16 protein-coding genes are annotated in these 18,568 nt (G+C 65.7%); 2 read left to right on the forward strand and 14 right to left on the reverse strand.

What is annotated here, in order from left to right; translation table 11 throughout:
• Positions 1-2,553: phosphoenolpyruvate carboxylase (gene ppc / locus LKE06_RS19230; RefSeq protein ID WP_228000693.1), on the reverse strand; the 2,553-nt coding region annotated here is incomplete at its 3' end.
• Positions 2,554-2,660: 107 nt separating this feature from the next.
• Positions 2,661-3,080 (reverse strand): VOC family protein, encoded by a 420-nt coding sequence (locus tag LKE06_RS19235; RefSeq protein ID WP_228000694.1) that lies wholly within the window; start codon positions 3,078-3,080, stop codon positions 2,661-2,663.
• Positions 3,081-3,290: 210 nt separating this feature from the next.
• Here LKE06_RS19235 and LKE06_RS19240 point away from each other — a divergent pair, with 210 nt between their 5' ends.
• A complete protein-coding gene (locus LKE06_RS19240; RefSeq protein WP_228000695.1) occupies positions 3,291-4,103 on the forward strand; it encodes a nucleotidyltransferase domain-containing protein in 813 nt (270 codons plus the stop codon).
• A 146-nt stretch (positions 4,104-4,249) separates the two neighbouring features.
• On the opposite strand, the gene LKE06_RS19245 is transcribed toward LKE06_RS19240, so the two are convergent.
• The 9 genes from LKE06_RS19245 to LKE06_RS19285 all read right to left on the reverse strand — a co-directional run bounded on the left by LKE06_RS19245 (position 4,250) and on the right by LKE06_RS19285 (position 16,320).
• A complete protein-coding gene (locus tag LKE06_RS19245) occupies positions 4,250-5,500 on the reverse strand; it encodes a cytochrome P450 family protein (protein WP_308188395.1) in 1,251 nt (416 codons plus the stop codon).
• A gap of 269 nt (positions 5,501-5,769) precedes the next feature.
• Positions 5,770-7,539: an acyl-CoA dehydrogenase family protein gene (locus tag LKE06_RS19250; RefSeq protein WP_228000696.1), complete on the reverse strand. Its 1,770-nt coding sequence runs from the start codon at positions 7,537-7,539 to the stop codon at positions 5,770-5,772.
• Between the two features lie 490 nt (positions 7,540-8,029).
• A complete protein-coding gene (locus LKE06_RS19255; RefSeq protein WP_228000697.1) occupies positions 8,030-8,257 on the reverse strand; it encodes a hypothetical protein in 228 nt (75 codons plus the stop codon).
• A 90-nt stretch (positions 8,258-8,347) separates the two neighbouring features.
• Complete coding sequence (locus LKE06_RS19260) at positions 8,348-9,376, reverse strand: hypothetical protein (protein ID WP_228000698.1); 1,029 nt, start codon at positions 9,374-9,376, stop codon at positions 8,348-8,350.
• Between the two features lie 55 nt (positions 9,377-9,431).
• On the reverse strand, positions 9,432-9,938 hold the full coding sequence (locus LKE06_RS19265; protein ID WP_228000699.1) for a hypothetical protein: 507 nt from the start codon (positions 9,936-9,938) through the stop codon (positions 9,432-9,434).
• Between the two features lie 66 nt (positions 9,939-10,004).
• Positions 10,005-10,772 (reverse strand): alpha/beta hydrolase, encoded by a 768-nt coding sequence (locus tag LKE06_RS19270; protein ID WP_228000700.1) that lies wholly within the window; start codon positions 10,770-10,772, stop codon positions 10,005-10,007.
• A gap of 22 nt (positions 10,773-10,794) precedes the next feature.
• Complete coding sequence (pheT, locus tag LKE06_RS19275) at positions 10,795-13,299, reverse strand: phenylalanine--tRNA ligase subunit beta (protein WP_228000701.1); 2,505 nt, start codon at positions 13,297-13,299, stop codon at positions 10,795-10,797.
• A 43-nt stretch (positions 13,300-13,342) separates the two neighbouring features.
• Complete coding sequence (gene pheS, locus LKE06_RS19280; protein ID WP_228000702.1) at positions 13,343-14,401, reverse strand: phenylalanine--tRNA ligase subunit alpha; 1,059 nt, start codon at positions 14,399-14,401, stop codon at positions 13,343-13,345.
• 488 nt (positions 14,402-14,889) lie between these two features.
• Complete coding sequence (locus LKE06_RS19285) at positions 14,890-16,320, reverse strand: MFS transporter (RefSeq protein WP_228000703.1); 1,431 nt, start codon at positions 16,318-16,320, stop codon at positions 14,890-14,892.
• 127 nt (positions 16,321-16,447) lie between these two features.
• On the opposite strand from LKE06_RS19285, the gene LKE06_RS19290 reads away from it, so the two are divergent.
• A complete protein-coding gene (locus tag LKE06_RS19290; RefSeq protein WP_228000704.1) occupies positions 16,448-17,017 on the forward strand; it encodes a TetR/AcrR family transcriptional regulator in 570 nt (189 codons plus the stop codon).
• A gap of 28 nt (positions 17,018-17,045) precedes the next feature.
• On the opposite strand, the gene LKE06_RS19295 is transcribed toward LKE06_RS19290, so the two are convergent.
• From LKE06_RS19295 to rpmI, 3 genes are all read right to left on the reverse strand, one after another.
• Entirely contained in the window at positions 17,046-17,843 is a 798-nt protein-coding gene (locus tag LKE06_RS19295) for a TrmH family RNA methyltransferase (protein ID WP_228000705.1), read from the reverse strand.
• Between the two features lie 35 nt (positions 17,844-17,878).
• Positions 17,879-18,259: a 50S ribosomal protein L20 gene (rplT, locus tag LKE06_RS19300; RefSeq protein WP_228000706.1), complete on the reverse strand. Its 381-nt coding sequence runs from the start codon at positions 18,257-18,259 to the stop codon at positions 17,879-17,881.
• A 100-nt stretch (positions 18,260-18,359) separates the two neighbouring features.
• Positions 18,360-18,554, reverse strand: a complete 195-nt coding sequence (gene rpmI, locus LKE06_RS19305; RefSeq protein ID WP_228000707.1) for a 50S ribosomal protein L35 — start codon at positions 18,552-18,554, stop codon at positions 18,360-18,362.
• Between the last annotated feature and the right edge of the window lie 14 nt (positions 18,555-18,568).

Here is an 18,568-nt window from a genome sequence, read left to right on the forward strand (position 1 = left end):
GTGCTCGCGCAGGGCGATATCGTCGACGAGTTCGGCGTAGCAGGCGGCGATGTCCAGATCGCTCTTGGCCATCACCTGGGCCAGGTTGGACAGGACGGTGCGGAAGAACGGCCAGCGGCGATACAGCCGCGACAGGGTGGCGAGCCGCTCGGGGTCGCTACCGATCCACTCCTCCAACGCCGATCCGGTGCCATACCAGCCGGGCAGCATCACTCGAGCCTGGCTCCACGACATCACCCACGGGATGGCCCGCAGGTCGGAGACCGAGCTGGTCGGTTTGCGAGAGGCGGGCCTGCTGCCGATATTGAGGTCGCCGACCTCCGCGACCGGCGTGGATTGGCGGAAATACTCGACGAACCCCGGAGTTTCGTGCACCAGGCGCGAGTATGCGGCGCGAGCACGCGCGGCCAGGTCGTCCATGATTTCGTAGGACGGATCGGCGTCCACGCCGAGTCCTTCGACATCGAGCAGGGTCGATTCCAGCGTACCCGCGATCAGCGACTCCAGATTGCGGTGCGCGGCACCAGGTTCCGCGTATTTCGCGGCGATGACTTCACCCTGTTCGGTCAGCCGCAGCGAACCCCGCACCGCACCGGCGGGTTGCGCGAGGATGGCGTCGTAGCTGCGCCCGCCGCCACGACCGACAGTGCCGCCGCGACCGTGGAACAGCCGCAAGCGGATTCCGGTTTTGCGCGCTATCTCCACCAGATCCAATTCCGCTCGGTACAGCGCCCAGTTCGCGGCCAGATACCCGCCGTCCTTGTTCGAATCGGAGTAACCGAGCATCACCTCCTGCCGCATTCCCTTGGCGGCCAACAGCTCTCGATAGAACGGCACCTCCAGCGCGGCGGCTAGTGTCGCGGCACCGGCGCTGAGGTCCTCGATCGTCTCGAATAGCGGCACGATGCCCACCGAGCAGCTCGGCGGCCCGTCCGGCTCCCCCGGATCGAGTAGCCCGCCTTCCTTCAGTAGCAGCGCCGCCTCCAGCATGTCGCTCACCGACGTGCACATGCTGATGACGTAATTCGGCACCGTCTCCACGCCGAAGGTATCCACAACATCCCTTGCAGCACAGACGATTTCGAGTTCCTTGGCGGCCAGCTCACTGATCCGCGCGTGCGGACCGAGCAATGGTCGCCTGGTGCGTAGTTCGGCGGCGAGTAGCTCCACCCGCGCCGTTTCGGACAGGCTCGCATAATCCTGATGTACCCCGGCCCAGGCAAGCAGCTCGGCGACGACCTGTTCGTGCACCTCCGAGTTCTGCCGCATGTCCAGACCCTGCAGATGGAAGCCGAGAGTCTCGATCGCGTGGCGCAGTGCCGCGAGACGATCATCGGCGAGCAGCCCGTCTCCGCTGGCGCGCATGGATGCGTCGATCGCGTCCAGGTCGTCGAGCAGGGCCTGCGGAGAGGAATACGGTTGCGCGGTAGCCTCTTGCGCCACTGCGCGCTCGGGCGACTCGCTCGGCTGCGGGCCGGCGTCACCGGGCACCGTCCCCAGCGCCAGCACCGCTGTCGCCGCGAGCCGAGACCGAATTCCGTGCAACGCACGGCGATACGGCTCATCCGCGTGCGACCCCGCATCGGGGTAGCCGATTTCGGCGAGCGCGGCCACCTCCGGAGTGACCGAAACCAGCCGAGCGGACTGCGCCAGTGATTTCTCCAGCTCCACCAGCTCACGCAGATACCGGCCGAACGCGACCGCCGAAGCCTGCGACGCGGCGGTGCGCACGACATCCGCTGTCACATAGGGATTTCCGTCCCGGTCGCCACCGATCCACGACCCGGGACGCAGGATCGGACGTGGCAGCAACTCGACATCAGGCCAACGCGATCGCAGCGCCGCCCGCACCTGCGCGTTGATCGCCGGGATCACATCGAACAGCGTGATGTCGTAGTAGCGCAGGCCCACCCCGATCTCGTCCTGAATACGCAAGCGCTGCAATCGGATCAGCGCGGTCCGCCACAGCGAGAGCACCTGGCGCCGGATCCGCGACTCGAGTTCGGCGCGTTCGCGCTCGGTGTCGGCGTAGCGCTGCCGCAGCCGCATCAATTCGGTGATCCGGGTCTGACTGTCGAAAACGGTGCGGCGCCGGGTTTCGGTGGGATGCGCGGTGATCACCGGCGACACCAGCGCGTCGGTGAGCAGCTCGGCGACCCGCTCACCGTCGAGCGCGACGGCGTCCAGCTTGCGATAGGTGGCGGCCAGCGACGAATCCTGCGGCGGCTCCCCCGCCGCCTCGTGCACGGCGCGGCGTCGATCACGCTGTATGTCCTCGGCCAGATTGGCCAGCAGCACGAAATAGCTGAACGCGCGAATCAACGGCAACGCGACGGCGATATCGACACCGTCGAGCATCTCCGCGACCGCACTGCGCTCGACCTCCTCGCGGCGCACCCGGAATGCTTCGATGCGTACCCGCTCGATGAGGTCGAATACCTCGGGCCCCTCGTGATCACGGATAGTGTCCCCCAGGACGCCACCGAGAAATCGGATGTCGTCGCGCAGCGGCCGGGTCGCGTCCTGTTCAGTCTCGATCCGCGATTCGCTCATACGCCCGACATTACTGCTGCGGCGGCGCGGGTTCCTGATGACGCTCGGCTCGCGCCGGGGGTCGGACACCTCGACGCCCCCGGTAATCGGGGGCGTCGACGCCTCTTTCAGCCCAGTACCTCCGAGAACCGAAGGTGGTTGCCCCACGGGTCACGGAAGCCACAGTCGCGAACGCCGTACGGCTGGGTGATCGGCTCTTGATCGACCGCGACGCCCGCGTCACGCAGCCGTGTGAAGGTGTCGTCGACGGCATCGGTGGTGAAGATCAGGGTGCTCTGCGCACCGCTGGCCAAGCGCCCTTGGTAGGCGGCCCGCGCCGCATCGACCGGCGCCATCTCGGGAACCTCGAGGATGAACTCGATCCCCGGCTGCGACACCGGCCCAACGGTCAGCCAGCGACCACCGGGGAACGGCATATCCTGGCGCACCTCCAGACCGATCACGTCACGATAGAACGTCAGCGCCTGTTCCTGGTCACCGACCAGCAGCGCCACGTGGGTCAGCGTGAAATCCTTACCATTGCTCATTGGCTGTCTCCTTGTCCTTGAAGTTTCACCAGCAATGACGTTCGATCCGCCTCGAACTAATCGGTCGCCACCCCAATTATCCGGACATCGGTATCCGAGCCGTCATAGTCCCCGGCCAGCCGTATTCGTCGACGTGCCGCTGGTCGAGGACGCGGCGAAGAAGGGTGGAAACGGCTGGCCCGACGTGTTGGCAACTGCCAGACTCGCTCCGTGCGGGCGATCATCGAAGACATGGCCGACCGCCTGGCCGAGGTGCCAGGCGTGATCGGAGTACTGCTCGGCGGCAGCCGGGCACGTGGAGAGCACCGGCCGGAATCGGACTGGGATCTCGGCGTCTACTACCGTGGCGAGCCCGATCTCGCCGCGTTGCGCGCGCTGGCCGGACCTGGAGTGGAGGTGGCCGGGCCGGGCGGCTGGGGGCCTTGGGTGAACGGTGGCGCATGGCTGCGGGTCGACGGTGTCGCGGTGGACTGGATCCTGCGGGATCTGGACCGGGTCGAGACGGTGTGGGTCGACTGCCGCGAGGGCCGGTACGAGGTGGGCGTGCAGGCAGGGCATCCGCTCGGATTCTGGTCGCCCTGCTATGCGGGCGAGGTGGCACTCGGTCAGGTACTGGCTGATCCGACCGGAGAGCTGACGGACCTGCAGCGGCGGACCGCGACATACCCGGAGCTGCTGCGGGAGGCGTTGACGGCAGGGGCCTGGGAGGCGGAGTTCCTGGTCGGCGCCGCGGCGAAAGGTGCGGCACGGGCGGACACACTGTACGTCTCTCTGTGCCTCTCCCAGGCCGTCGGCGTGCTGGTGCAGGCACTGTTCGCCGGGAACCGGCGCTGGTGCCTCAACGAGAAAGGCGCACTGGCTGTCGCCGAGACGCTGCCGGGCGCGCCAACCGGTTTCGGCCCGCGCGTCCGCAGCTTGCTGGGGACGCCGGGCGACACTGCCGAGTTGCTGACAGCAACGGTGGCCCAGGCCCAGGTGCTGGTCGAGGAGACCCTCGCCGCGCTGAAAAGTTCCACCGAGTAACAGCGGCGCTCTGTGCCCAGGACTCTCGTGCGCCGCAGAGGTAGCTCAGGGTTTCGCGAGAGCCTACTGGCGGAGCCTCTAAGTCGGGAACCCGAACAGCTACCAGCTCGGCGTCTGATCAACAGTGCGACAAAGGAGCTACACCTTCAGAGGAACAACGGAGAAGAAGGTGGGAATACAACCGGCAATGCTGTCAATGCTCGGTGAAATGGGCCAGGGCGCCACACGAACTCCTCTGGGGCAACCGCTAGTTTCAGTTCCGGGAGGGTATCCAGGAGTTGATCGATGACGTCCTGCGCGAGCAGGAGCCCGTACGGCCGGGCGTGAGCAGGACAGGCGTGATCGCCAGTGCTGAACGCCAGATTCCATCCGTTGTCCAGGAATTCGCCTGTGTTCATCTCTGGATCCGTATTACAGGCGGCCATACTGATGATGACCGGCTGATCGGCCGGCAACCACACGTCCTCGATCAGAATTGGCTGGCGAGGATACGTAATGCAATAGTTCGCCATCGGCGGGTCAGTTGCCAGCCGCTCCTCGAGTGCGGTCTTGGTTGATAAGTGAACGCTATTGTCATCGCTGGTAAATCGGGGATCGGTCAGCATCAACAGCAGGGTGTTGGCGATGAGATTCAGTGGTGGTTCGACACCGGCCGCGAACAGCAGGACCAACTGATGAACCATCTCCTCGTCGGACAGCCCGGCGGGATGCTGGACCATCCTCGTGGTGACGTCGTCAGCCGGGTGATCGCGCTTCAGAAGGGTAAGGTCGAGCAACGCTTCGCCCATTATCCTGTTTACCGTCTCCGTATCCACGCCGTCGAACATCGCGGCACTGGCCTCCGCGACCCGCGCACCGATATCTGGTGGGCAGCCGAGTGTCTGGCAGAAGACCGAGAAGACCAGCGGGAGGATGTACTGGTTCAGCAGGTCGGCGTTTCCGTCCTCGCAGAACGTGTTGATGATCGGGATGGCGGATGTCTCCACCGTGGATCGCAGGGAGTTCAGGTCTATCCCGGCCAAGGCGTGGTTCAAAACACTGCGGTAGCGAGTGTGCTCCGCACCGCTGGTACGGATTGCGTTGGGTCGGTACTCGATCATCGGCATGATCGGGAGATCGGCAGGTACGGTCTTCTGCCAGGCACTCGGATCGGCTGGAAAGTGGTCGGAGTCGTTGAGAATGCGCACGGCGGTGCGATATTTGATAACCAGGGTTGCAGACACTCCTGGCCACATCTCGACCGGCACCAGCGGTCCGTAGTCTCTACGCATCTGGCGGTAGAACCCGTGGGGATCGGCCGCAAATTCCGCAGTGTAAATCGGGATTCGAGGACCTATGACCTTGGTCGACGACATTGAGTCGGCGGTAGCACCCTGATGCGTGTGCTGCGGATACACGTAATCTCCTTGATATCGGTTGCGGCGGCATAGTACCCAAGGCGAGGGCCGAGCGAAGACCGTCGGGTCGCGATGTTGTTCCCTGCCAACATGATTCTGTCACCGGGTTGGTTTCGGACTCACTTCGCCAGGTGTTGTGTACCGTCTGCTGGCTCGCGCTGCTGCGGCAGGGATGTTGTCAACGGCAGCACTGGTTTACGAGTTCCGCTACGACGCCCCGGATAGGGCGCCCCCGCCGGGGCGCCCTATCCGGACTTACCTCGGCAGGATCAGTGACGGCGTGGGTCGTGGCAGCGGGAGTCCCACGCGGCAGGCAGATCCTCGGACAGCACTGGTGCGGCGAGGATTTCGTCGTCGAAGTCGAAGGCCTCCAGCAGTGCGGGTAGGTTGCCAGCGAGGTTGTCGATGGCGTGGCCGAGCTGCTGCTTCGTCGTCTGGACAGCAGCGATATCGAGTAGGCCATGGGTGAGATACCATGCGGCATGTTGGTCGAGATAGTGCAGAGCGAAAACGTCACGCACAGCAGCGATCTCAGCATGATCGGCATGTTCGTCGAGGAACCGCAATGCCTCTGCGGCGCAATAGGCCTCGGCGAGGCTGAGCACCTCCGGAATGACCGCCAACCGGTCCGCGAGCGCTGGAGTCGCCAGGTGCTGCTGCGCTTCTTGCGCGATCGTCAGAGTGCGAGCGCTGAACAAGCGCGCGCGGTCGCTGGGGTCGGCGGGATCGTGCAGGACGGGTTCCGGTGGCGGCGTGCCGGCGAGTTGTTTGGCCAGTACGCGACCGGCGACGGAACCGAGGACGTCGCAGTCGCCCTCGCCGGTGATGGCAGCGTGACAGACGCCGAGGTAGTCGGCGACCCGGTTGGCGCTGAACATGCCTTGCGCGCCCATCTTGATGCGGCAGTGGGTGACCGTAGCCAATGCATGCGGCTGGATGAAGTGCTTGGCCAACATCACCGTCACGACGGTGACGCGATCAGTGAGATCACTGCCCGCGAGGAAGGTCTTGATCGCGTTGCCATAGACGGTCCGGGCGACGGTGCCGGCCAGGTCGGTGAGCAGGGTGTCGCGCACGTGTGGGATATCGATCATGAATGGTGTGTCGACAGCTGTCATCGGCACTTCCCGCTTGGCGGCGTAGTTCAGGGCGATGTAGAGCGCGGAGCGGGCGCTGGCGTTCAGGCACGATGAGAGCGCCAATCGCCCGACAGTCAGTTGGCTGATCGCCGAGGGGAACGCCCGCTTCTGGCTTTTCTCATCGCGCCAGGTCAGCACACCGTTGTCATCGATGGTGGCCAGGTCATTGCTCAGCCAGGCACTGCGCTCGACCCGAAGATTGTCGAAGCTGATGACCGAGTTGTCCATGATGACCAGCGGCTGATGGTCGAGTTGGGTGATTGTGACACCGGGTGCCGGTTCGCCGTTGGCGTCGCGCAGCCGCGCCGTGAACAGGTGCACGCCCTGATCGACGCCCGCCGCGTCGATGAACCGGGCGCCGATGACGCAGACCCGGGCAACCGGGATGCCGACGCTGGGCATGAATTTCCGGGCCCGCGGGTTCGGGGTGTTGAGCACGAACCCGTCACCGTCCCAGGTCGCGGTGGTCTGCATGAATCCGATGTTGGAGCCGCACCCGTACTCGGTCAGCAGCATGACGCCGACGCTGGAAGCGTCATCCAGGTCCTGGAGGTACGGCGCGGCGGCGGCGGAATCGGTCAGGGTGGCCAGACTGCCCGAGGCCAAGTTGTAGTGGCCGGAGATCAGTGGAATCAGGTCCGTCGCCAGCACTGCGGACCAGTCGAACACCGCGAACAGTTCGGGCAGATCGGTCGCAACAGCGCGAGTACTGCCGATCTCCTTGACCATATACCGCAACTGGTCATACGCGTTCTCCCGCCGCTGCTCCTGGCTCTGCTTCTCCGTGACGGCGAAGTCCGGGTTGCTCAGAACCTGCTGCAACTGCTGGTGGAACGCCAGGTCGCCGTGCCGAAGAAGCTCAGCCAACGATGTGCGTTCCTGATACCCCTGCGTAACCATAACCGCCTCCTACTCATTTCCGATCCCAGCGGTTACTCGTGCACCGTTGGGCATACCCGAGGCCATCGCTGCCGAACTTCGACGCACCGGAGCCGGCGGTTACCGCACGTTCATACGGAAACAGCCGGGACCAGGACAAGGAGTCGGACGATCACCCGTCAAAAGCCCAATGCACCACACACCTTCATGTGAGATTTCGTTCCGCTACCCGGCCAACCGAGTTTCGCGCACCGCGCCGCGGAGTCGGCGCGCGCCGATCCCGGCCCTCGGGGGAATCGCAGAAACACAGAAGAAGGTCCTAAAGCCGCGATCGCCCGACCCGGTCCAGCCGACGGGGCGGGGCGGCCTGTTCGTATCGGCTGGGCAGCAGCGTGTGCATGCGGCCGAGCCGATATTACGGTCGCGTCGACCTGCGACATCGCCGTTGCCGCAGAGTTGCCGTTGACCAACCGAGACACGAAATGCATTGTGCCACAAACAGTCTTGGGGTTCATGGCGAACGCTGGAAGCATTTGCTCCAGGCCGATGACCTGGTGTTCTGCCGAACCTGGCTGACCGGGCCGTACCCGCACCGATCGGGCGGCGGACCTGTCTGCCGCTTCGCCAGGGTTATCGCGGCACCGACACCGAGGCTGCCGCCCGGCGACCAGCCGAGGAGGTGGTGTGGGCCGTGCGGCCGCACCGCGAATCCGCCGTGCTTCGCGTGTTTCGCCCCCACCCATCCTCGCCGGACTACGCACCCGATTCAGTTGCGCCGAACGCTCGGTGACGCCCGGATCGACCGGCGGCCACGTTGCGGGTCAGTACATCAATCGTCAGCGTCGCCGATAATGCCGAGTACCCGATCGGAGGTGTAGAACGGCACGAGCCGTTCGCGAATCATCTTACCCAGCACACCGTTTCGCTTCACACCCTCGATCACCGCCGGTCCGTAGCGCAGGATCTCGGTCGCGATATCGGCACCGGACAGGCCCAGTTCCGGCAGCATCGCCGCCAGGGTGTAGTCACCGTACTTGGTGTAGAACACCTCGACGCACTCCTCGACGAGCAGCCCGAAGTACTCCTTCTCCCTGGTGGTCACCGCGATCTCGTAGCAGATCAGCACCAGTTCGTTGAGATCCTTCTGGGTGAGATACTCACGCAAACCACTGACCGGCTCGTCGGCGTGCAGATCCCAGAACTCCATCGCCGCCGAATGAACGGGCGCATCACGCAGCATCTCGCGGATGGCGTTGTTGGTGCGCTTGAGCGCGAACATAGCGCCCTTGCCCGCCAGATCACCGACGAAGGTGCCATCGGCCGCTTTCTTGGCGCGGTTCGCCGCGGATTGCCCCAGCGACATCAGCGAGGAGACGCCGGGGATCTTCTCGGCCCGCTCCCGATTGGCCTGCATGAAGTCATTGATCAGCCGGTCCACGAACTTCGAGGCTACAGTCGCGACCAACGGGCTCTCAGTGAGCCGATCGAGGATGCGCTCCTGGGCCTGATGCATACCGAAGATCTTCTCCAGCAGCGCCTCGACCGGTTCGCGGTCGACCACCTGACCGAGGGTGTAGTCGTTGTTCGCGGCAATATTGTCGTAGATCGAATCGGCGAAAACCCCGGCCATATCGGCAATCACCGGACTGCCGCCGATCAGATCGAAAATGGTCGCCACCGTTTGCTTCACCTGGTCGAGATCCGCCACATCCCGGAACACGAGCGTGTCGGCGGCGCCGATGACCGCGTCCACGTCTCGGGTGATCACCTCCGCGAAGCGGTCGCCGGTCACCTCCGCGAGCAGGAATTCCACCTGGGCATCGAGTAGCCGTTCGGCGATCTCACGCGGCTCGCTCATGGTTCCACCCATCACATTCGTAGTCCGGTGCGTCCGGCCCCAGATTACGGTCTCGCTATTCGGTAGCGTTGTCGTGCAACGACTTCCGTATCTGATCCAGACGCTCGCGCGCAGCCTTCGCGCGCGCTTCCCATTGTTCGTCGGCGCTATGGCCCGCCGGGGTCTGCCGGTCGAGTTCGCCCATCCCCTGTGCGGTGCCGAAGCGCTGCTCGACCTTATCGCGAACTGACTCGAAAGTAGGGACTCCGCCGGGCGAATAGCCGCCTACCTCGGCGGGTGACACGAACCCCGTGGGCGATACCGGTACCGCCGGTACCGGAGAAATGTCTCCGACCCGCTCGGATGCCGCCAGAACGTCCGGAGACTCGCGCGGTGACGCGAAATCGGCATCAGGAGTCACATCCGCGTCGATGATCGCATCACCGACCGCTACCGGGGCCGCGAGGACCGCATGCACCACTGCGAGCGCGGGGCGTCCTTCGGTCGCGCCGCGCAGCACGGCGACCAACTCGTCATCGGACAACGTCGCAAGCACGGCGACGATCTCGCTGGTATTGCTCATACCGCCAGGTTACGCAGCGGGCCCGCCGAAGAAGGCCGGTCGCGCGACCGGCCGGTGCCGCCGACATTATCGCCCGAGGATGCCCGCCGCCCAGTCACGAATGAGGCCCGTCCATTTCAAGCCCGCCGACGCGATGAGGTCGTTGTGACCCGCACCGGGAAAGACCACAAGTCGCTTCGGTTCCGGCGCCGCGGCATACAGCCTTTCGGCATGCCGCAGCGGTAGCAGTTCGTCCTGATCGCCGTGCATGATCAGCACCGGCGCATTCAGGGTCCGAATGCGGCGCTCACTGGGATACGCGTCAGGAACAAGCGGTCGCGGCAGGAACGGATACACCGATCTGGCCGCATCGCGAATACCGGTGAAAGTGGACATGAGAATCAATCCGGCGGGCGGATGCGCCGTCGCCAATTCCAGCATTACGCCACCACCCAGCGACTTCCCCAGATAGAGCACCCGTTCGGGGTCGACACCGGGCCGCTCCAACAGCGTCCGCCGCGCCGCCCGCGCGTCGAGGTAGGTACCGAGTTCGGTCGGCCGCCCCGTGCTACGCCCGAAACCGCGATAGTCGAAGGCGAGCACATCCAGCCCGATTTCGTTCAGCAGCGCGAACAGCGCCACCCGATCACCGACATTGCCCGAATTGCCGTGCGCGAACAGCACATGCCCGATCGACTGCCGCGCGGGCACCCACCACGCGTGCAGCGTCTCCCCGTCCTCGGTCGCGACCGATAGATCGGTGTAGTCCAGCCCGAGCACCGCTGGCGTCTGCGCGATATGCCGCTGCGGCATATATGTCAGTGCGTGCAGGATCGGGAGCGCCGGGTGTCGCATGCAAGTGTTTCTACACCTCGCACTACCCGCGCAGCACCGCACCCACCGCGTCCGCCGCCGCGGCTACGGCGGCGTCGCGGGCCGCGCTGGCCTCGTCCTCGGTCAGCGTGCGGTCGGTGGCACGGAAACGCAGAGCGTAGGTGAGAGACTTGCGCCCCTCGCCGGCTTGCGCGCCCTCGTAGACATCGAACAGCGCGATATCCTCGAGCAAATCGCCGCCGCCGCTGCGCAGCGCCGATTCGACCGAGGCCGCGGCGATCGCCTTCTGGACGCTCACCGACACATCCTGGAGTACGGCCGGGAACGGGGAGACCGTTGGCACCGGGCGTGATTCGCGCAACGGGATGGCGTCGAGATCGAGTTCGACAGCACAGGTGCGTGGCGGCAGGCCGGAGCGTTCGAGCACGGCCGGATGCAGTTCGCCCGCGTAGCCGATGACCTCTCCGTCGACGAGCAACTCCGCACAGCGCCCCGGGTGCCACGGCAGCTGCGCCGCCGACCGGCGCTCGACGGTCACGCCCGCCGCGTCCGCGATGGCGTCGACCAGGGCGAACGCGTCGGCGGCCTCGGCCTGACGCCCCTGCCCCCACGGCCCGCGTGCCTCGCGGCGGCCGGTGAGGACGGCGGCGACATGCACCGGCTGCGCGGGCAGCGAGTCGAGCAGTTCCGTGATCTCGTCATCGGTCGGGCGACGATCCACCGGCAGCGCCTCGACCGGATGGACGTTCGGGCCGGGCAATACGACCTGTGTGATCCCGTAGATCGCCAGGTCGCGGGCGCCGCGAGAAATGTTACGGGCGGCCACTTCCAGTAGCCCGGGCAGCAGCGTGCTTGCCAGCTCGGGGCGCTCCGCGTCCAGCGGGTTCAGCACCCGGGTGGTGTCGCGGCGCGGGTCATCGGCGTCCAGGCCCCACGTGTCGAACACACCGTTGGGCAGGAAAACCGGCGGCAGCACCTCGACACAACCAGCGAACGCGAGCGCGCGACTCACCGCGCGACGGCGGCGCTGGGTCGCGGTGAGCCCACGCCCGGCCGGAGCCGTCGGAACAACAGACGGGATCTGCTCGAGACCCTCCAGCCGCAAAATCTCTTCGACCAGGTCGGCGGGCTGGAGTAGGTCGGGACGCCAGCTCGGCGGCGTGACGATGAGCTGACCGTGTCCGCTCGCTTCGTTCACGCCGACCTCGACCGTGCAACCGATCTGCGACAGGCGCCGCGCCGAGGTACCGGTCGGATAGATCACCCCGGCGACCCGATCGGCATGACCGATATCGATCCGGATCGGTGCCGCGGCCTGCACCGGCACTCGAATGTCGGTGAGCTCGGATTCCACAGTGCCGCCGGCAATGTCGGCAAGCAGAGTGGCGGCACGGTCGAGCGCGGCGACGTTGATCTCGGGGTCGACGACCCGCTCATAACGCTTGCCCGCCTCGGACACCAGCTTGTGCCGACGCGAGGTGCGGTAAACCCGCAAGGGATTCCAGGTGGCGGCCTCGAGCACGATATCGGTCGACTCGGCGCCGACCTCGGTTGTCGCGCCACCCATTACACCGGCCAGCGAGATGACACCGGACTCGTCGGCGATAACCACGTCCTCACCGTCGAGCACCCGTTCGCTCTCGTCGAGGGTGCGCAGCGTCTCGCCCTTATTGGCACTGCGCACCACGAGGCCGCCATTGAGCTTCGCCGCGTCGAAGGCGTGCAACGGCTGGCCGAGCTCGAGCATCACATAATTGGTGACGTCAACGGCGGGCGAGATCGGACGCACACCCGACAGCAGCAGCCTGCGCTGCAACCACCATGGACTCACCGCTTTCGGGTCGATACCGGTGACCCGGCGCACCGCGAAGCGGGTGCACTGTGAGTCCGGCTCGATCCGGACCGACCAGGAATCCTTGTCCGCGTCGGGCACCGTCCGCACGGCCGGGTCGGCGTATTCGAGATCGAATCCGCAGGCCAGTTCCCGGGCCAAGCCACGCGCGGAGAAGCAGTAGCCACGGTCGGGGGTGATGTTCAGCTCGATGACAGTGTCATCGAGACCGAGCAGTTCATTGGCGTCGGTACCCGGCTCGGCCGTGCCGGGCTCGAGCACCAGGATTCCCGAATGATCCTTGCCGATACCGAGTTCGGCGACCGAGCAGATCATGCCGTTGGAGACGTGGCCGTAAGTCTTCCGTGAGGAGATGGCGAAACCGCCGGGCAGCACACCTCCGGGCAGCACCACCACAACCAGATCGCCGACGGCGAAGTTGGTCGCGCCGCAGACGATCTCCTGCAAGCCAGGGTTGCCGACGTCCACCTTGCAGAACCGGATCGGCTTCTTGAACTCGGTCAGCTCGGTGATCTCGGCAACCCGGCCGACGACCAGGGGTTTGTCGATATCACCCGTCACCCGCTGGAGTTCGTCGACCTCTTCGACTTCCAGCCCGACCCGGACGAACCCCGCGTCGAGCTCCTCCGGCGTCACCGACCACTCGGGGGTGGTCCGGCGAATGATGTCCGTCAGCCAGGACTGCGCTACTCGCACTTGACGTTTCGCTCTCTCGATCGAAGGGAGTTCTTGAACCGGCTCAGGACCGGATACCGAAGGGCAGCGTGAAGCGCACGTCACCCTCGACGATGTCCCGCATATCCGGAATACCGTTGCGGAACTGGAGTGTGCGTTCCAGCCCCATGCCGAACGCGAACCCGCTGTACTCCTCGGGGTCGATACCGCTGGCGATCAGCACCTTCGGATTCACCATGCCGCAGCCACCCCACTCGACCCAGCCCGCGCCGCCCTTCTTGTCCGGGAACCACACATCGACCTCGGCGGAGGGCTCGGTGAACGGGAAGTAGTTGGGTCGCATACGAGTGCGCGTGTCCGGGCCGAACAGCGCCCGGGCGAACGCGTCGAGCGTGCCGCGCAGGTGCGCCATGGTCAGGCCCTTGTCCACGGCGAGCCCCTCCACCTGGGAGAACACCGGCGTATGGGTGGCGTCGAGCTCATCGGTCCTGAAGGTGCGCCCTGGGCACACCACATAGATCGGCGGCTCGCGCTCCAGCAACGAGCGCACCTGCACCGGCGAGGTGTGGGTGCGCAGCACCTGACGGGAACCCTCGGGCGCGATATGGAAGGTGTCCTGCATGGTGCGGGCCGGATGGTCCGGCAGGAAGTTCAGCGCGTCGAAGTTGAAGTGCTCCGTCTCGACCTCGGGCCCTTCGGCGACCTCCCAGCCCATCGCGACGAATACGTCGGCGATTTGCTCGGAGATCACGGTAATTGGATGCCGGGCACCGGCAGGCTGTCGACGCGCTGGGAGCGTGACGTCGATCGCCTCGGCGACCAGTACCGCGGCGTCACGTTCCGCCAACAGCACCGTCCGGCGCGTCTCGAACGCCTCGGATACCCGCGCCCGCGCGATATTGACCCGCTTGCCCGCGTCAGCCTTCTCGGCCTTCGGCAGGCTGCCGAGCGCGCGCTGTGCCAGCGCCAACGGTGCCTTACCGCCGAGATGTTCGGTCTTCGCGACGGCGAGCGCGTCCAGGTCGGCGGCAGCGGCGAACGCCTTCTCGGCGGCTGCCGCCGCGGCGGCCAATGCCTCCTCGGTCAGCGCCGTACTCTGCTCTGCGTCGTTGTCGTCGGCCACGATCGTTCGACTCTCCCCTGGGATCGGTTCGAGGGCACGGCTCGATGCCGACCCACATTGCTGCTGGTCGAATCGTATTCGATCGACCAGATCCGCTTCACGCGGATTACCGCTGAGACACTCCAGCGAGGGTGCGCCGGGTACGAATCGGGCACTTTGCCCAGTTGACCCGGTGGTTCCGACGCAGATCGCCAACCTTGCCCCTCGAACGCCCACGGCACCGGCGTAATCATCGCCGAACGCGGCGTCGACTGACGGACATCGGAGTACGCCGGCCCGCCAACTCAGCAACTCGAACCCCACCTCAGCGGGCGACAACGATCGTCAACGACCTGGTCCGAATCGGATCGAGGATCTTCCCGCCGACCGCAGCGGTTATCCGTCACCTCGGCCGAGCGACACCGGTGGCCGACATGGACGACACCCCACCACGCGCAACGCCCTCCCCGGTCTGAACCAGCGCAGGGCACCACTGCGGCCGAGGGCGGTCAAGCGATGACAATCCGCCTGGGTAGCAACCACGACACCAGAGCCCCGACTGCCACGATGGCCGACCCGACCCACACCGCGGGCACCAGGCCGTCGACGAAACTCTGGGGGCTCGAATATGACCCGTGCGAGGCGAACACCGATGCCAGCACGGCGACACCCATCGCGACACCCACCTCACGGATGGTGCTGCTGGTACCCGATGCAATCGCCCGGTGTTCGGGTGCGGCACTCGCCATGACCACCGTCGCGCCCGGCGCGAAGGTCAGGCCCATGCCGATGCCGCCGAGCAGGAACGGCCCCACGAACGAACCATATCCAACGTCGACCGTGGTGATCGCCGCCATCCAGGCCAGCGCGATGGCCAGCGCCGCCTGTCCAGTCGCCAGCAGCGTGCGGGCGCCGACCTTGTCGACGATCAAACCGGCGAGCGGTGCCACCACCATCGGCGCCATCGTCCAAGGCATGGTGCGGATACCCGATTGCAACGGGCCATACCCCTGCACGACCTGAAAGTACTGCGCCAGCAGGAAGATCGAGCCGAAGACTCCGACGGAGAAGGTGAATACGGTCGTGTTGCTCACTCGGAAGGCACGGGATCGGAACAACCGCAGTGGCAGCATCGGATCTGGAGTCTTCAGCTCCCAGCCGATCAAGCACGCTAGCAACACAGCGCCACCGATCAGCGCGGACAGCACACCGGACGAGGTCCAGCCGTCGTCGGCGCCGTGGACCACACCCCACACAATCGCGAGCACGCCGCCCGCTGACAGCACCAGACCGAGCGGATCCAACCGCCGGTTGCCACCGTAGGACTCGCGCAGTACGCGAGCCGCGAAGGGCAGCACCAAGACACCGATGGGCACGTTCACCCAGAAGATCCACTGCCAGCTCGAGCCCTCGACCACCGCGCCGCCGATCAGCGGGCCGAGTGCCACGCCGAGGCCGGAGATACCGCCCCAGATACCGATCGCCGCGCTGCGCATTTTTTCGGGGACCGCGCCCGACAGCAAAGTCAGCGACAACGGCATCACACCGGCGGCACCGAATCCCTGAACAGCCCGGGCCGCGATCAACATCCACGGCTCGGTGGCCAGCGCGCAGGCCGCCGAAGCCACGGTGAACAGCGCGATACCAGCAAGAAACACTCGGCGGCGACCGAACCGGTCACCCAGCGACGCGACAGTGAGCAGCAGCGACGCGAACGACAGCGTGTAGGCGTTGACGAACCATTGCAGATCCGCCAGCGACGCGCCGAGTTCGGTGCGAATGATCGGCAGCGCGTTCGTCACCACGAGGTTGTCCAAGGTGACCATGAACATCGGTATTCCGACGGCGGCCAAGACGGCGGCCAGCGGACGAGCGCGCCCGGCACTCCCCTGCGCCGCGACGGGGGCCGACGGGTCGGCGTCTTCAAGAATCTCTGCCATGCCCAACCCTTGTTGTAATTGACTGATAACTAACGAAATCGAAGAGTATGCATCCGCTGATAACATGTCAATGGCAGGAGCCGACCGAGCGAAGTGGAGCACGATGGCGAGTTCGACACGAACCCGAATGACCGCCTCCGAACGTGGCGAGCAGGTACTCCAAGCCGCCGTAACCGCCTTCGCCGAATCCGGTTACGCGGCAACGAAAACCGATGAAATCGCGCGCATAGCGGGCGTCTCCCAGCCCTACGTGATCCGTCTCTTCGGCACTAAACAGCGGCTGTTCCTCGCCGCAACGAACCGAGTCTGTGACCGAGTGGAAGAGATATTCCGCGCGGCAGGGAAGAACATCGCACCCGACTCGACTCCCGAAGAGGCGCTGCGCGCGCTCGCGCACGGCTACAGCGTCTTCCTCACCGAACGCGAACTACTCATGGTGCTACTGCACGGCTTCTCGGCGAGCTCCGATCCGATAATCGGCGACGAGGTTCGTCACCGATTCGGCCGCATCTACCGCGTGGTCGAGGAACTCAGCGGCGCCTCGATCGAGGATATTCGGCGCTTTCTCGCCACCGGCATGCTGCTCACCGTGATGACCGCGATGCACGTCGCGGGGCCGGACGCGGTGCCAACCCCATGGGCCGCCGAAATCCTCGGCGATCTGCGAGCCGATGGCGACAGACCGGCCACCTGCTGAACGCAGACCGCCGAAGACAACCGGCCGGCTACTGCGCGTAGCGAATGCGGGAGTTCGCGTACAGGCAGATCGCGGCTGCCGTGGCCAAGTTCAGGCTTTCGGAGCGGCCACGGATCGGGATGCGGATGCGGTGATCGGCGCGGGCGGCCACGGCCGGGCCGAGGCCGTGCGCCTCGTTGCCGAACAGCCAGGCGACCGGGCCGGTGCACAACTCATCGGCGTCGTCCAGGTCGATCTCGCCGTCGGCGGCGGTCGCTAGGATCGTAATACCCGCTGCCGCAATCGAATCCAGCGTTTCGGTGATATCGCGGTGCCGCGCGATCGGCACGTGGAACAGACTGCCCGCGCTGGCACGCACACATTTGCCGTTGTGCGGGTCAACGGTGTCACCGGCCAGCACAACTGCGTCCGCGCCGACGGAATCCGACACACGGATCAGAGTTCCGGCGTTACCCGGTTCGGCGATCTCGACCGCGACGGCCAGCATCCGCGGCTGCGCGGCCAGCACATCGTCGAGGGGCACATCGATGAGGTCGCACACCGCGACCAGTCCCGGCGCGGTCACGGTGTCACCGAGATGCTGGGCCGCGCGATCGCTCACCAGCGTGGTGCGTACCCCCGATGCCGCGATACCGGCGACGAGTTCGTGTGCACGGGCCGCGCCGTCGGCCGAATAGAACAGCTCCCGCACGCGTCCGGTATCGCTCGCCGCCGCAACGGCATTCGCCCCCTCGGCGAGGAACTGCCCGGTCTTGCGGCGCTGTACGGCGCGATGCAACTTGACAGCGGAAACGACCCGCGGATTGCGCTCGGAAAGCGCATCCACGGGTCGTTCCGAAAGATCTGTCACGAAAGCCGGACTCAGGCAGCCGGTGCGTTGACGTCCTGCGGGAGGGCGGCCTTGGCCACCGCGACCAGGCCGGCGAACGCCTCGGCGTCGGAGACAGCAAGCTCGGCGAGGTTCTTGCGGTCCACCTCGACACCGGCAGCCTTCAGGCCCTGGATGAAGCGGTTGTAGGTGATGTCGTTCAGGCGCGCCGCGGCGTTGATGCGGGCGATCCACAGCTTGCGGAAGTCACCCTTGCGCGCCCGGCGGTCCCGGTAGGCGTAGGTGAGCGAGTGGAGCTGCTGCTCCTTGGCCTTGCGGTACAGCCGCGAACGCTGTCCGCGGTAGCCCTTGGATGCCTCGAGAATGGAACGACGCTTCTTCTGAGCGTTGACGGCCCTTTTGACGCGTGCCATGGGTCAGTCCTTGTCGATCTAGGGGGCGCATGCATGGCGCCCAGGATTCGGTCGGTGGTCAGCGTCCGGATTATCCGGTCGCGAATGCTGCGGGCTGGTCTCAGAGACCCAGCAGCCGCTTGACGCGAGGGACATCAACGGACGCGACGGACTCCGTGCCGTCCAGACGACGAGTCCGGCGAGTGGACTTGTGCTCGAAGTTGTGGCGACGGTTCGCCTGCTGACGCAGCAGCTTGCCGCGGCCCGAAACCTTGAATCGCTTCGAGGCGCCGCTGTGGCTCTTCATCTTCGGCATGGATTCCTCTATCT

It is taken from the genome of Nocardia australiensis (genome assembly GCF_020733705.1).
Classification (GTDB): Bacteria; Actinomycetota; Actinomycetes; order Mycobacteriales; family Mycobacteriaceae; genus Nocardia; species Nocardia australiensis.

What these genes read in the sequence shown, in the direction of transcription:
- LKE06_RS19235 (WP_228000694.1), bottom strand. Translation starts at nt 3,080, where the DNA reads ATGAGCAATGGTAAGGATTTCACGCTGACCCACGTGGCGCTGCTGGTC.
- LKE06_RS19250 (WP_228000696.1), bottom strand. Translation starts at nt 7,539, where the DNA reads ATGGTTACGCAGGGGTATCAGGAACGCACATCGTTGGCTGAGCTTCTT.
- LKE06_RS19260 (WP_228000698.1), bottom strand. Translation starts at nt 9,376, where the DNA reads ATGAGCGAGCCGCGTGAGATCGCCGAACGGCTACTCGATGCCCAGGTG.
- LKE06_RS19265 (WP_228000699.1), bottom strand. Translation starts at nt 9,938, where the DNA reads ATGAGCAATACCAGCGAGATCGTCGCCGTGCTTGCGACGTTGTCCGAT.
- LKE06_RS19270 (WP_228000700.1), bottom strand. Translation starts at nt 10,772, where the DNA reads ATGCGACACCCGGCGCTCCCGATCCTGCACGCACTGACATATATGCCG.
- LKE06_RS19285 (WP_228000703.1), bottom strand. Translation starts at nt 16,320, where the DNA reads ATGGCAGAGATTCTTGAAGACGCCGACCCGTCGGCCCCCGTCGCGGCG.
- LKE06_RS19290 (WP_228000704.1), top strand. Translation starts at nt 16,448, where the DNA reads ATGACCGCCTCCGAACGTGGCGAGCAGGTACTCCAAGCCGCCGTAACC.
- rplT (WP_228000706.1), bottom strand. Translation starts at nt 18,259, where the DNA reads ATGGCACGCGTCAAAAGGGCCGTCAACGCTCAGAAGAAGCGTCGTTCC.
- rpmI (WP_228000707.1), bottom strand. Translation starts at nt 18,554, where the DNA reads ATGCCGAAGATGAAGAGCCACAGCGGCGCCTCGAAGCGATTCAAGGTT.